This is a genomic window from Lentzea sp. NPDC004789 (assembly GCF_053601075.1).
Window position 1 is genome coordinate 24112 of sequence record NZ_JBSGBE010000035.1, and the last position, 13885, is coordinate 37996.

The 13885-nt window shown below is 69.4% G+C and carries 13 protein-coding genes; 10 read left to right on the forward strand and 3 right to left on the reverse strand.

Annotation, left to right across the window (positions count from 1 at the left end; all coding sequences use genetic code 11):
- Positions 1-394: 394 nt before the first annotated feature.
- Entirely contained in the window at positions 395-2185 is a 1791-nt protein-coding gene (leuA, locus tag ACWEIJ_RS43670) for a 2-isopropylmalate synthase (RefSeq protein WP_449843188.1), read from the reverse strand.
- 243 nt (positions 2186-2428) lie between these two features.
- On the opposite strand from leuA, the gene ACWEIJ_RS43675 reads away from it, so the two are divergent.
- The 3 genes from ACWEIJ_RS43675 to ACWEIJ_RS43685 are packed head-to-tail and all read left to right on the forward strand — an operon-like array spanning position 2429 to position 3542.
- Positions 2429-2725 (forward strand): hypothetical protein, encoded by a 297-nt coding sequence (locus ACWEIJ_RS43675; protein ID WP_449843189.1) that lies wholly within the window; start codon positions 2429-2431, stop codon positions 2723-2725.
- 18 nt (positions 2726-2743) lie between these two features.
- A complete protein-coding gene (locus ACWEIJ_RS43680) occupies positions 2744-3031 on the forward strand; it encodes a hypothetical protein (RefSeq protein WP_449843190.1) in 288 nt (95 codons plus the stop codon).
- Between the two features lie 10 nt (positions 3032-3041).
- Positions 3042-3542, forward strand: a complete 501-nt coding sequence (locus ACWEIJ_RS43685; protein WP_449843191.1) for an NUDIX domain-containing protein — start codon at positions 3042-3044, stop codon at positions 3540-3542.
- Here the strand turns inward: ACWEIJ_RS43685 and ACWEIJ_RS43690 are convergent.
- Both ACWEIJ_RS43690 and ACWEIJ_RS43695 read right to left on the reverse strand, forming a co-directional pair.
- Positions 3528-4088, reverse strand: a complete 561-nt coding sequence (locus tag ACWEIJ_RS43690) for a nitroreductase family protein (RefSeq protein WP_449843192.1) — start codon at positions 4086-4088, stop codon at positions 3528-3530. The genes ACWEIJ_RS43685 and ACWEIJ_RS43690 overlap by 15 nt on opposite strands.
- On the reverse strand, positions 4088-5272 hold the full coding sequence (locus tag ACWEIJ_RS43695) for a hypothetical protein (RefSeq protein WP_449843193.1): 1185 nt from the start codon (positions 5270-5272) through the stop codon (positions 4088-4090). Before ACWEIJ_RS43695 ends, ACWEIJ_RS43690 begins: the two co-directional genes overlap by 1 nt.
- 143 nt (positions 5273-5415) lie before the next feature.
- Between ACWEIJ_RS43695 and ACWEIJ_RS43700 the strand changes: the two genes are divergently transcribed.
- From ACWEIJ_RS43700 to ACWEIJ_RS43730, 7 genes are all read left to right on the forward strand, one after another.
- Positions 5416-6681: an aspartate kinase gene (locus ACWEIJ_RS43700; protein WP_449843194.1), complete on the forward strand. Its 1266-nt coding sequence runs from the start codon at positions 5416-5418 to the stop codon at positions 6679-6681.
- Complete coding sequence (locus tag ACWEIJ_RS43705; RefSeq protein ID WP_449843195.1) at positions 6678-7742, forward strand: aspartate-semialdehyde dehydrogenase; 1065 nt, start codon at positions 6678-6680, stop codon at positions 7740-7742. Before ACWEIJ_RS43700 ends, ACWEIJ_RS43705 begins: the two co-directional genes overlap by 4 nt.
- A 44-nt stretch (positions 7743-7786) precedes the next feature.
- Positions 7787-8329: a hypothetical protein gene (locus ACWEIJ_RS43710; protein WP_449843196.1), complete on the forward strand. Its 543-nt coding sequence runs from the start codon at positions 7787-7789 to the stop codon at positions 8327-8329.
- Complete coding sequence (locus ACWEIJ_RS43715) at positions 8326-10341, forward strand: ADP-ribosylglycohydrolase family protein (RefSeq protein WP_449843197.1); 2016 nt, start codon at positions 8326-8328, stop codon at positions 10339-10341. Before ACWEIJ_RS43710 ends, ACWEIJ_RS43715 begins: the two co-directional genes overlap by 4 nt.
- A 10-nt stretch (positions 10342-10351) precedes the next feature.
- Positions 10352-11083, forward strand: a complete 732-nt coding sequence (locus tag ACWEIJ_RS43720; protein ID WP_449843198.1) for a class I SAM-dependent methyltransferase — start codon at positions 10352-10354, stop codon at positions 11081-11083.
- A complete protein-coding gene (locus ACWEIJ_RS43725; protein ID WP_449843199.1) occupies positions 11080-12495 on the forward strand; it encodes a gluconokinase in 1416 nt (471 codons plus the stop codon). Before ACWEIJ_RS43720 ends, ACWEIJ_RS43725 begins: the two co-directional genes overlap by 4 nt.
- 195 nt (positions 12496-12690) lie before the next feature.
- Complete coding sequence (locus tag ACWEIJ_RS43730) at positions 12691-13875, forward strand: MFS transporter (RefSeq protein ID WP_449843200.1); 1185 nt, start codon at positions 12691-12693, stop codon at positions 13873-13875.
- Positions 13876-13885: the final 10 nt, after the last annotated feature.

Below are 13885 nucleotides of genomic sequence, written 5' to 3' on the forward strand. Positions count from 1 at the left end.
TCGGACGACCGCCTCTTCTACGCCACCCTCGGCGTCGGCGGGAAGACCTACCTGATCCAGGGCGACGCCGTCGACAAGTCCGCGAAGGCGTTGCGGGAGAACGCCGAATGCCCGTCCCTGTCACCGGACGGCAAGCGCGTGGCGTTCAAGAAGCGGGTGCCGGGCGACGGCGCGCGGCCGTGGCGCGAGCACGTGCTGGACCTGAGCACGATGGTGGAGACACCGCTGGCCGAGACGCGTGGGATCGACGACCAGGTCGTGTGGCTCGACAACGACACCATCGCCTACGGCCTGCCGGGTGAGGGCATCTGGGCCGTGCCGGCGAACGGGGAGGGCGCGCCGCGGCAGCTGGTGCCGCACGCGTCCTCCCCGTCGCTCGCCATCCCGAAATGATCTAACGCTGTGCGCGGTTGACCGCGGACACGATCGCGCGGAACGAGGCCGCGACCGTGGAGCTGTCGATGCCGACGCCCCACAGCACCCGATCGCCCACCGCGCATTCGAGGTAGGCGGCGGCGCGGGCGTCGTCACCGGCGGACAGCGCGTGCTCGGCGTAGTCCAGCACCCGCACGTCGTAGCCCACCGACGCGAGCGCGTCGACGAACGCGGCGATCGGACCGTTGCCGGACCCGGTGATCTCCTGCTGCTCGCCGTCGATCAGCAGCGTCGCGGTGATCTCCTCGTGCCCGCTGCCGTCCGACGACGCCTTGTGCTTGAGCAGGTACAGCGGCACCCTGCCGTGCAGGTACTCCTCCGCGAAGGCGTCCCACATCTCCTTCGGGTTGATCTCGCCGCCCTGCGTGTCGGTGACCTCCTGGATCACCTTCGAGAACTCGATCTGCAGGCGCCGCGGCAGGTCCAGGTGGTGCTCCTGCTTCATCAGGTAGGCGACACCGCCCTTGCCGGACTGCGAGTTGACCCGGATGACGGCCTCGTAGTTGCGGCCGACGTCCTTCGGGTCGATCGGCAGGTACGGGACCTCCCACGGGAAGTCGTCGACGTGCTGCCCGGCGTCCTTGGCGTCGGCCTCCAGCGCCTCGAAGCCCTTCTTGATCGCGTCCTGGTGGGACCCGGAGAACGCGGTGAAGACCAGGTCGCCGCCGTACGGGTGGCGCTCGGGCACCGGCAGCTGGTTGCAGTACTCGACCGTGCGCCGGACCTCGTCGATGTCGCTGAAGTCGATCTGCGGGTCGATGCCCTGGCTGAACATGTTCATCGCCAGCGTGACCAGGCAGACGTTGCCGGTCCGCTCGCCGTTGCCGAACAGACAGCCCTCGATCCGGTCCGCACCGGCCAGGTAACCCAGCTCGGCCGCCGCGACACCGGTGCCGCGGTCGTTGTGCGGGTGCAGGCTCAGGATGATCGAGTCGCGCTGGTCGAGGTTGCGCGACATCCACTCGATCGAGTCGGCGTAGACGTTCGGCGTGGCCATCTCCACGGTCGCCGGCAGGTTGATGATCAGCGGCTTCTCCGGCGTGGGCTGGATGACCGCCGTGACGGCGTTGCAGACCTCCAGCGCGTACGTGAGCTCGGTGCCGGTGTAGGACTCCGGGCTGTACTCGTAGCGGAAGTCGGTCTCCGGGTAGTCCTTCTCCTGCTGCCTGGCGAACTTCGCGGCGTCCACGGCGATCTTCTTGATGCCTTCGCGGTCGCTGCGGAACACGACCCGGCGCTGCAGGATCGACGTCGAGTTGTAGAAGTGCACGATCGCCTTGTTCGCGCCGCGCAGCGACTCGAACGTGCGCGCGATCAGCTCCTCGCGGCACTGCGTCAGCACCTGGATCGTGACGTCGTCCGGGACCGCGCCGTCCTCGATGATCTCGCGGACGAAGTCGAAGTCGGTCTGGGACGCGGCCGGGAACCCGACCTCGATCTCCTTGAAACCCATCCTGACCAGCAGGTCGAACATCTTGCGCTTGCGCGCCGGCGACATCGGGTCGATCAGCGCCTGGTTGCCGTCGCGCAGGTCGACCGCGCACCACAGCGGAGCCTTCTCCACGCGTTTCGTCGGCCAGGTGCGGTCCGGTACGTCGATCACCTCCACCAGCTCGTGGAACGGGCGGTAGCGGTGGAACGGCATGCTGCTGCCGAGCTGGGGGTTCCACGTCGGCTGGGAGTCCGGGGCCGGGCGCGCGGGCTTGCGGATGCGGCTGTTACCGGAGGTGTAGGCGTCTGGCGAGGTCATTTTCGGTGCTCCGTGCTGGTCGTGATGGAAACGACCGGCGGCAACGCTGAATCCCGCGACGGGGGGCCGGTCTGATCAGACCCCGTCACGGCAGCGAAGCAGGAGGGAACGCCACACGCAGCACAGAGTAGCCACAGATCGGGGCGGGATGGAACCGCGTCGCCCGGATCGTGGGATGCAGGCGATGCCGGTGGTGGTCAACCTGCAAGTTTCGCGGCCCGTTGAACTGGGAAAAGTTCAGGCATGTCCAGATTACGTACGACCAGTGGCCGCGGCACGGCTTCACGCGTGATCAGCGGCATCGGTGTGGTCTTCGCCCTGATCGAGATCCTCTACATCCTGATGATCGTGCTCGGTGCGAACCAGGCGAACGCGTTCTTCAAGTTCGTCCAGTCCCTCGCCGAGCCCCTCGCACTGTTCTTCCCCGGCCTCTTCGCCACCGGAAACTACAACGTCGACGTGTTGCTGAACTACGGTCTCGCCGCCGTGTTCTGGCTGGTCGTGACCGGAATTCTTGCGCGTGCGGTATCCCGTTACTGAGTAGTACATTCCCGGCCTATGCGTACGCGCGCGGTCGGGATCGCCGCAGGAGTCGTCAGCTGGGTCGGCCTCGCGCTGGCGGTCGTGCTCGTCGTTCACGTCGTGCTGACCGTCGGCGGGGCCAACCCCGGCAACCCCATCACCACCACGGTGCGGGAGGTGGCGGAGCCGGTGGCGCTCGCGTTCAAGGACCTGTTCTCGCCTTCGGACGCGAAGCTCGGGGTCATCGTCAACTTCGGGCTGGCGGCGCTGTTCTGGCTGGCCGTTCGAGCGATCGTCCTTAAGCTTGTGAGGCGCCTGAACTAGGTTCGAAGGCATGGCGCGCGACGACTTCTGCAACAACTGCGGCACGGCGTATGCGGATACGCGGAGTTACCCGCGCACGTGTCCGAGTTGCGCGCACGTGGTGTGGGCCAATCCGGTGCCTGTCGTGGTGTTGCTGGTGCCGGTGAAGGACGGGGCGCGCACCGGGTTGCTGACGGTGCGGCGGGCGATTCCGCCGGTGGGGGAGCTGGCGTTCGTCAGCGGGTTCATGGATCGCGGGGAGTCGTGGCAGGAGAGTGCCGCGCGCGAGCTCGAAGAGGAAGCCGGCATCAGCATCGATCCCGGTGAGCTGCGGCCGTTGCACTTCGTGTCGACGCCGGACGGGTCGACGGTGTTGTTGTTCGCGACGGCGCCTGAGATCAACGCTGAGGACATGCCGCCGTTCGTGCCGAACGAGGAGGCGTCGGAGCGGCGGGTCATCTTCGAGTGCGTGCCGTTGGCGTTTCCGCTGCACAACGAGGTCGCCACGAAGTACTTCCTAACCGAACAGTGACTGGCCCCAGGTGCCGGTGAAGACCGTTTCGGTGAGTGGGTGGCGGCGGCGTTCGCGCTGTTCGCGGGCTTGCAGGTCCTCCGGGAGGTCTTCCAGGCGGCCCTGGCGGCCGATGGCCATGGCGACGAGCGGACGCACGTCGTCGGGCATCGCGAACGCCTCGTGCGCGGCCGTCTTGTCGAAGCCGCCCATCATGTGTGCGATCAGGCCCAGCTCGACGGCCTGCAGGGCGATGTTCTCCATGGCGAGGCCCAGGCCGAACTCGACGTTCGGGAGGTCCCCGCGGTCGTCGGCGGTGATCACGCAGCCGATGAGGAGCACGGAGGCGCGGAAGGCCCAGGTCTTGTTGCCGGGGCGGAGCGTTTCGAGGATCGCGTCGAACGTCGGCGTGCCGCGGTGGCCCACCACGAAGCGGGCCGGCTGGCTGTTGCCGTGGGACGGGGCCCAGCGGGCCGCTTCCAGGAGAGTGCGCAGCTCGTCCTCGGAGACGCTTGCGTCAGGGGAGAAGGCGCGCGGGCTCCGGCGCTGGGAGATCAGCTCGTTCATCAGATCGCATACTGCCAAACGGCCAGCGAGTAGGCACCGAACCAGGCGCTGAGCAGGGTGGCCATGCCGAGCACGGTCAGGACGGTGGACAGGCGGCGGCGGGCCAGGACCAGGGCCAGCGGGATCAGCAGCGTGAACGCCGGCAGCAGCAGGCGGGCCTTGGAGTTCATCAGGCCGTTCGAGCCGAGGTCCATGACCAGGACGCCGAGGCCGTAGACGATCAGCGGCCACTCCAGGCGGCGCTGGATGGCGTAGCAGACCAGGACGATCGCGGCGATCAGCAGCCAGACGGTGCCGGTTTCGAGTTCGGAGCGCGGGTTGCCGAGGTGCTCGAAGGCGAACTTGAGGGTGGCCGCGCCGCCGTCGAACTTCGAGTTCCAGCCGCGTTGCTGCACGCCGAACCAGCCCGCGAGGTCGCCGGTGCGCACCGCCACCCAGCCCAGGTAGCCGAGCAGGCCCAGCGGGGCGACCAGGCCGCCGGTCCACGCGCGCCAGTCGCGCCGGTCGGCGAGCACGGCCACCAGGGCCGCCAGCACGACCGCCGCGATCAGCGCGGCCGCGGTGGGGCGGACCAGGCCCGCGGCCGCGCAGCAGACGCCCGCGAGGATCCAGCGCTTCTGCACCACGCCGACCAGGGCCCACGCGGCGAACGCGCAGAAGGTGGCCTCCGAGTAGGTCATCGACAGCACCACGGCCATCGGGGAGGCGGCGAACATGGTGACCAGGACCAGTCCGGCCGCCGTCGAACCGTTGCGCACCGTGCGGCCGAGCACGAACAGGGCGTAGGCGCAGAACAGGCCGCTGATCACGCTGACCGTGAAGGCGGCGCCGTCCACGCTCACGCCCGGCAGGCCGTGCACCCACCTGACCAGCGCCGGATAGCCGGGGAAGAACGCGAGCGGGGTCTCGGCGGTGCGCCGGCCGGCCGCGTCGGCCAAGCGGGACGGGACGTCGTTGTAGCCGCCGGCGGCGATGCCGAGGAACCACTCGCCGTCCCACGACTTCAGCTCGCCCATCGCGGTCATCGTCGTGCCGTGCAGCTCGTTCTGGTACTCGACCACGAGCTGCAGCACGTACACGCCGACCTGTCGCACGAACAGGTAGATCAGTGCCGGCACCGACCACAGCGCGGCCGGGTGTTTGAGCGCCTCGGCCAACCGTGTGCGCGCACCGTTCTCATGCACGGCTGCTGGGGCCTCCACGTCAAAGGCGGTCGACGACACCCGGACAGAGTAGTCACGCGCGTCACGGCTCCAGAGTCTCACCAGGTGGTCCGGGTAGGCTGCCTACGACGTGGGGTTTTAGTCGCGCGAAGGAGGTCAGGTCGGTGGCGCTCGTCGTCCAGAAGTACGGCGGTTCATCGGTTGAGAGTGCCGAGCGGATCAAACGCGTGGCCGAGCGCATCGTCGCGACCAAAAAGGCGGGGAACGACGTCGTTGTCGTCGTGTCCGCCATGGGTGACACGACCGACGAGCTGCTCGACCTCGCCCGCCAGGTCTCCCCGGTGCCGCCGGCGCGTGAGCTCGACATGCTGCTCACGTCCGGTGAGCGGATCTCGATGTCGCTGCTCGCCATGGCGATCCACTCGCTCGGTGCCGAGGCCCGCTCCTACACGGGTTCGCAGGCAGGTGTGATCACGACGGCGGTGCACGGCAAGGCCCGCATCATCGACGTGACGCCGAGCCGCATCCAGGACGCCACCTCCGAGGGGGCCATCGCGATCGTCGCGGGCTTCCAGGGCGTCTCCCAGGGGTCGAACGAGATCACCACGCTCGGCCGGGGCGGCAGCGACACCACCGCGGTGGCGCTCGCGGCCGCGACCAAGGCCGACGTGTGCGAGATCTACACCGACGTGGACGGCGTCTACACCGCCGACCCGCGCATCGTGCCGAACGCGAAGAAGCTCGACACGATCACGTACGAGGAAATGCTCGAGATGGCCGCGTGCGGCGCGAAGGTGCTCATGCTTCGCTGCGTGGAGTACGCCCGCCGCTACAACGTGCCCGTGCACGTCCGCTCTTCGTTCAGCAACAAGACCGGAACGATCGTGTCCGGTTCAGTGGAGGACCTTCACGTGGAACAGGCGATGATCACCGGCGTCGCGCACGACCGGTCTGAAGCCAAGATCACCGTTACCGCCGTCCCCGACCACCCCGGCATCGCGGCCAAGATCTTCCGCGTCGTCGCGCAGGCCGAGCTCGACATCGACATGGTCGTGCAGAACGTCTCGCAGGCCGCGTCGGGCAAGACGGACATCACGTTCACGCTGGCCAAGGTCGACGGCCCGCGCGCGGTGGCGGCGCTGGAGAAGGCCCGCGGCGAGATCGGCTTCGACCAGGTCCTCTACGACGAGCACGTCGGCAAGGTGTCGCTGATCGGCGCGGGCATGCGCTCGCACCCCGGTGTCACGGCGACGTTCTGCGAGGCGCTGGCCACGGCCGGCGTCAACATCGACATCATCTCCACCTCGGAGATCCGCATCTCGGTCATCTGCCGCGACACCCAGCTCGACGACGCCGTCCGTGCCCTGCACGACGCGTTCGAGCTCGGTGGCGACGAAGAGGCCGTCGTCTACGCAGGGACTGGCCGATGAGCGCCCCCGTGCTCGCGCTGGTGGGCGCGACCGGTGCCGTGGGCACCGTGATGATCGACATCATGAACACCCGCTCCGACTTCCCGTGGGGCGAGGTCCGGCTGATCGCGTCCCCGCGCTCGGCGGGCAAGAAGATCAGCGTGCGCGGCCAGGAGCTGACGGTCATCGCGCTGTCGCCCGAGGCCTTCGACGGCGTGGACATCGCGATGTTCGACGTGCCGGACGAGGTCTCGGCCGAGTGGGCGCCGGTCGCCGCCGAGCGCGGCGCGATCGCGATCGACAACTCCGGCGCGTTCCGGATGGACCCGGACGTGCCGCTGGTCGTGCCCGAGGTCAACGCGGACCAGATCGACAACCGCCCGCGCGGCATCATCTCGAACCCGAACTGCACGACGCTGTCGATGATGGCGTCGCTCGGTGCCCTGCACCGCGAGTTCGAGCTGAAGGAACTGGTCGTGGCCTCCTACCAGGCCGCGTCCGGTGCGGGTCAGTCCGGCATCGACCGCCTCTACGCCGAGATCAGCGCGCTGGCCGGCAAGGAGGCTGGCGTCGTCGCCGGTGACGTGGCCGAGGCGCTCGCCGCCGCCGGTCTGTCGGCCGCCGACTCGCCGTTCCCGGCTCCGCTGGTGCTGAACGTGGTGCCGTGGGCCGGATCGCTCAAGGACGACGGCTGGTCGTCGGAGGAGCTGAAGGTCCGCAACGAGGCCCGCAAGATCCTCGGCATCCCGGACCTGAAGGTCTCGGCCACCTGCGTGCGCGTCCCGGTCGTCACGACGCACTCGCTGTCGGTCCACGCGACGTTCGCGCGCGAGGTCACGGTCGAGGCGGCGCACAAGATCTTCGAGGCGCAGCCGACGATCGTGCTCGTCGACGACCCGGCCGCGAAGCGCTTCCCGACGCCCGCCGACGTGGTGGGCGGCGACCCGACGTACGTGGGCCGCGTGCGCCAGGCGCTGGACTTCCCGAACACGCTGGACTTCTTCGTGTGCGGTGACAACCTGCGCAAGGGTGCCGCGCTGAACACCTACGAGGTCGCGGAAGAGCTCGCGAAGCGCCTTTAGAAGCAGGCCTCTCCTCGCCGCCCGCCTGTTATGGTCGGGCGGCGATGGGGGAGATCGAATGGATCAGGCCGCCCCGGCTGAGTCAGGTCGTGGCCGCCTATCAGGGTTTTGCACGGGGCGCGGGTGTCCGAACAGGACTCGTCGACCAGCTGGTCGCGTGTTCGGCCGAGGATCCCGCGGCCGCGCTGGCGGAGTGGGCGGCCAAGCCCTCCGCGCAGCCGGATCTGGTGTCACGGCAGGTCAGCAACAGCCGCCGGACCACCTCGCAGGGGCCCGGCGCGCTGATCTGGGCGCTGCCCGCTGCCGTGCAACGACTGGACGCGGACCGGATCCGCGAGCTGGTCGCGCTCACTCACGGCGCGGACTCACCGGCCGCCGATGCCGTGATCATGCTGGCCGAACACCTCTTCACGCCTGATCGGCTCGATCCTCCCGACGCCGACCCGTGCACGGCCGCCGGTGCGCTGGCGCAGGCCGTTCGCGGTGAGGGACGTGGTGTCGCGCGGGCGATCGCGGGTGCTCTGCGGGGCGGACCGGAGCACGAGATCGGGCGCGTGGCCGAGGAACTGCACCGGAGGTCGTGGTGAACCGGGAGGAGGCGCTCGCGCTCGCCGCGCCGTGGATCGCCGAGCGGGGCGCGGAGTTCCGCGTCGACGAGGGCAGCGTGTTCCGCACGCGGGACGGCTGGGAGATCGGCTACGCGGTGCCGAGCGAGGACGGTCGCGTCCGATCCGGTGGCCGCTGGCCTGACCAGGGCGTCGAGGTGCACGTGCTCGGCACCATGTCGGTCATCGAGAACGGCAACGTCGAGGACCGCCCGTGGGAGGCGCGGTTCGACCCCGAGCTGATCACGTTGCCGGGCATGCGCACCGACCCGAACTTCACCGCCGTCGCCGGGTGGGTCGCGAAGGACGGCGGCGAGTTCCACGCCAACCCGGCGCACGTGCCCGGACCCCTCGCGTCCGGGGACCCGGTTCCGCTGACGCCGCTGGAACGGTTCCTCGACTACATCGCCCGCGGTTGGTACCAGCTGGACCAGTTGGGGCACAACGGGTTGCACGGCGAGGTCCTGATCCCCGGTGAGGTGTCGGCGACCCGGTTCGACTTCCCGGACGTGCAGCCCGTCTTCACCAGACCGGAACTGCTGCCGGACGGCACGACGGCCTGGACGCGGGTCGGGCTCAACACGTTCATCACCAAGATCTTCAGCCGGGACTTCTCCGGCACGCGTCCGGAAAAGCTGCACATCAACCCCGGCCACCGTCACGACACCGAGCTGGACCTCCGCACCTTCCCCGACGAGGCCGCGCAGCACCTGCGGATGTGCGACTGCGGGCGGTACGGCCGGTTCCTCGTCGAGCGCTCGCCGTGGCTGAGCAGCGCCGACATCCAGACGTTGAAGCGCATCGCGAGCGTGCCGCCAGTCGACGTCGTGCCGGTGCGCACACTCAAGATCGAGTTCACCCTGGGCATGGACGACCAGGGCCGCCGGTTTCTCGTGCGGGAGCCGGAACCGAAGCAGGAACCGGAGCAGGACAACGGAAAGCTGCGCGGCTGCCTGATCGGCGGGGCGATCGGCGACGCGTTGGGCGCCAACACCGAGAACCTCCCCATGGAGGTCGTCCACGAACGACACGGACCGGACGGCATCACCGACCTGCCCGACGACCCGGCGATCACCGACGACACGCAGATGACGTTGTTCACGTTCGAAGCGGTGATCAGGGCGCACGCGGGCAAGCGGATCACCGGCACCGCGGACGTGCTGGAAAACCTGCAACACGCCTACCAGCGCTGGCTGCACACCCAGAAGACGCCGTGGGAGAAGGCCCGCGGCCCGCTGTCCACACTGGACGAACCGGACGGCTGGCTGATCGGCCACCGCGACCTGTTCCGCATGCGGGCGCCCGGTCTGACCGTCACGTCGGCGTTGCAGCAGTACGCGCGCACCGGCGTGATGGCCACGAGCAGGAACCCCGCCAACAACTCCAAGGGCTGCGGCGGCGTCATGCGCGTCGCCCCGATCGCCTTCTACGCGGACGACGCCCAGCAGGCCTTCTCGTTGGCGAAGTGCGCCGCCGAGCTCACCCACGGCCATCCGAGCGGTTGCCTGTCCGCGGGGTTCTTCGCCGTGCTCATCTACGAAGCGTTGCAGGGCAAGGGATTGCTCGAAGGTGTCGACTCCGCGATGAAGGAGATCGTCTGGCACGAGGACCACGAGGAGGTCGTCGCCGCCGTCGAGCACGCCATCGAGCTCGCCGCTCTCGGCGACCCGAGCGTGGCACGCGTCGAGGAGCTCGGGCGTGGCGGTGTCGGCGACACGGCATTGGCGATCGCGCTGTACTCGGCGTTGGTGACCGACGACCCGAACGAGGCGTTGCTGATCTCGGTCAACCACGGCGGCGACAACGACTCGACGGCGTCCATGTGCGGCAACCTCGTCGGCGCGCTGCACGGCGTCGACCGGATCCGCCCCGACTGGGTCGAGCGCGTCCAGTTCCGCGAGGTCATCGACCAGATGGTCGAGGACTGGGCCACCGAGATCGGGCCGAACCCGCCGATGGCACAGGAGTGGTTCACCCGCTACCCGCCCTCCTAGGCTGAGGGCCATGGCGGAGAGTGACGAGCAGTACGACGCGCTGGGCGCGATCTACGAGCGGGCCAAGCACATCCCGACCGGGCTGGCCGAGCGTGCCACGCTGCTGTCCGCGGTCGGTGACGTGCGCGGGAAGTCCGTGCTGGACGTGGCCTGCGGCACCGGCTTCTACGCTCGGCTCTTCCACGACCTGGGCGCGGCCCGCGTCGTCGGCGTCGACTCGGCCGGCGAGATGATCGGCTACGCCCGGTACGTCGAACAACGCGAACCGCGCGGCATCGGCTACGAGCAGCACGACGCGACCGCGTTGCCGGTGCTCGGCGAGTTCGACGTCGTGACCGCCGTCTGGCTGCTCGGCTACGCCGACGACGAGGCCGCGCTCGACGCCATGGTCGCGAACCTGGTCGCGAACCTCGCGCCAGGCGGACGGCTCGTCGTGCTGGTGCCGAACCCGGAACCGGACTGGGAGCTGTACGCGGAGTACGGCCGCTACGGCTACCAGATCACGCCGACCGGTCCGATGAACCTGAAGCAGCCGGTCACGGTGCACGTCCTGGGCGACCCGCCGTTCGACTTCGACTCGTTCTACTGGGAGCGCGGTGCGTTCGACGGCGCGCTGACCCGCGCGGGCCTGGCCGACGTGACCCGCCAGCCGACCGTGACCCCGGACGAGGGGGAGTTCTGGGACGCGCTGCGGAAGTGCCCCAGCTTCGGCGTCTTCACGGCAGTGCGGGCCGGCTCGTGATCGTGCTCGCGGTGGACCTCGGCACCACGGCCACCAAGGTGGTCGCGGTCGACGCCCAGGCCCGTGTCGTGGCCTCGACCGAACGCGGCTATCCGATGCGCACGAGTGGCGCCGAAGCCGCCCACGACCCGTTCCAGGTGCTCAACGCCGCCCTCGACGCGTTGGCCGAGCTGGCGTCCGACGACGTCCGCGCCATCGCCCTGACCGGTGCCATGCACTCGATCATGGGCCTCGACGCCGATCTGCGCCCGGTCACGGAGTCGTTGAGCTGGGCCGACAACCGCGCGGTCGAGCAGACCGAACGCCTGCGGGGCACGCCGGAAGGCCGTGCGCTGCACCAGGCGACCGGCGCGCCGATCCACTCGTTCACGCCGCTGATGAAGCTCGCCTGGTTCCACGAGAACGGCGTGCGCGCCGCGAAGTGGTGCGAGATCAAGGACTTCGTGCACCTGCACCTGACCGGCGAGCTGCTCAACGAGCACTCGTGCGGTTCCGGCACGGGCCTGATGAACATCCACACGCTGCAGTGGCACGAACCGTCGCTGGAGTTCGCCGGCGTCACGGCCGACCAGCTGCCGCCGCTCGTCGAACCCACTCACGCGACGCCGCTCAACGCCGAGATCCCCGGTCTGCGCAAGGGCATCCCGGTGATCATCGGCGGTGGCGACGGCCCGCTCGGCAACCTCGGCGTCGGTGCGGCCACGCCCGGCGCCGGCGCGATCTCACTCGGCACCTCGGGCGCCCTGCGGGTGGCGCAACGAGGTCCGGGCGTCGACGAGGAGGGCCGCACCTTCAGCTACGCCATCGCCGAGGGCCTGTGGGTGCGCGGCGGCGCGATCAGCAACGGCGGTGTCGTCGCGCAGTGGGCCGCCGAGACGTTCGGCATCCCGGTCGGCGACCTGCTGGACCAGGCCTCCGCCGTCGACTCGGACGGCCTGGTCGCCCTGCCGTACCTGCTCGGCGAACGGGCGCCGTGGTGGGATCCGACCACGCACGCCGCGTTGCTCGGCCTGCGCCGCGAACACACCCCTCAGCAGATCACCAAGGCTCTGGTCGAGGGTGTGTGTCAGCAGCTGGCGTTGGTGCTGGACGCCGTCCCGGACGTCAGCTCGCTGCGGATCACCGGCGGTGCCTTCCGCGCCCCGATCTGGGCGCAGACCCTGGCCAACACCCTCGGCATGCCGTTGCACCTGACCGAGGACAGCGGCGGTTCCGCGGTCGGCGCTGCCCTGCTGGCCTGGCGGGCCCTCGACGAGATCCCCGACCTGACCGTCGACCTCGTGCGGCCGGCTCGGACGATCACACCCGACGAGGACGCCGTCAGGAGGTACGCGTCGGCACGGCCGTTCGTGGTGAAGGCGTACCGGGCGCTGGAAGAGCTGTACAGCGAGGGCACCGGCCCCAGAACGTGACCTCGGCACGTTCCACGTGGAAGCCGGCGAGCTCGGCCGCCGGGGTGAAGACGCAGTCCACGTCCTCGACCCGGCCGCATTCGCGACACACGAGGTGGTCCAGTGCAGCCACGGTCATCACCCTAGTCCTGCGATCTTGAACACATCAAGAAAACGAAGGGTTAAACGTTTTGCCACGCGAGTGAGGATGACCGCGTGGATCTCGCCCCCTTCAAACACGTCCTCCTGCTGCCCAGAGTTCGCCCGCTCGCGCTGTTGATGTTCTTCGCGCGGATGCCCCAGGCGGCGACCGGCGTGATCCTCACGCTGCACGTCGCGGTCACCCTGCACCAGGGCTACGGGGCCGCGGGCCTGGTGGGGGCGGCCGGCACGGTCGGCATGGGGCTGGGTGCGCCGTTGATGGGCAGGCTGGTCGACGGCCGCGGCCTGCGGTCGATGCTCGCGCTGAGCGTCACGGCCAGCGTGGCCTTCTGGCTGACGGCGCCCCTGATGAGCTACTGGACGTTGCTGGTCAGCTCGTTCGTGGTCGGTCTGCTCGGCGTGCCGATGATGTCGGTCGGCCGGCAGATGATCACCGCGCTCGTGCCGGAGCACCAGCGGCGGGTCGCGCTGTCGGTCGACTCGATCTCGGTGGAGCTCTCGTTCATGGGCGGGCCCGCGCTGGGCGTGTTCGTCGCGACGAAGTTCTCGACGAACGCCGCGTTGATGTTCATCGGCGTGTCGATCCTGGTCGCGGGCGTGCTGCTGTACTGGGCGAACCCGCCGATGGTGCACGAGGACGAGGTCGTCGGCGGCCCGAAGCCGCGCGTGTCCGAGTGGCTGCGCGGCCGGATCGTCGCGGTGCTGGTCGTGTGCGTCGGCGAGACCATCTGCCTGACGGGCATGGAGGTGTCGGCGATCGCGTCGCTGGAGCACATCGGCCGGGCGAGCTGGCTCGGCGTCGTGTTCTTCGCGATGTGCGCGGCGTCCATCGTGGGCGGACTGGTCTACGGCGGGGTGAAGCGCGTGCCGAGCGTCCTGGTGCTGCTCGCGGTGATGGCGGTGTGCGAGATCCCGGTCGGGCTGGGCGACGGCGGCGTTCTCCTGCTGTGCGTGCTGCTCATCCCGATGAACCTGGTGTGTGCGCCGCTGATCGCCGCCACCGGTGAGCAGATCAGCAGGCTCGCACCGCCTGCCGCGCGCGGGCTGGCGATGGGACTGCAGGGCTCGGCGTTCACCATCGGCGGTGCGATCGGTTCACCGCTCGCCGGTGTCGCGATCGACAACGGCGGTGCTCCGCTCGGGTTCGCCGTCGTCGGTGCGGCGGGTCTGCTCGTGGCGGGCGTCGCGTGGGTGCTCGCGCGGCAACGTCAGCAGGTAAATCCGTTGCCAGTGGGGTGACGATGAGGGG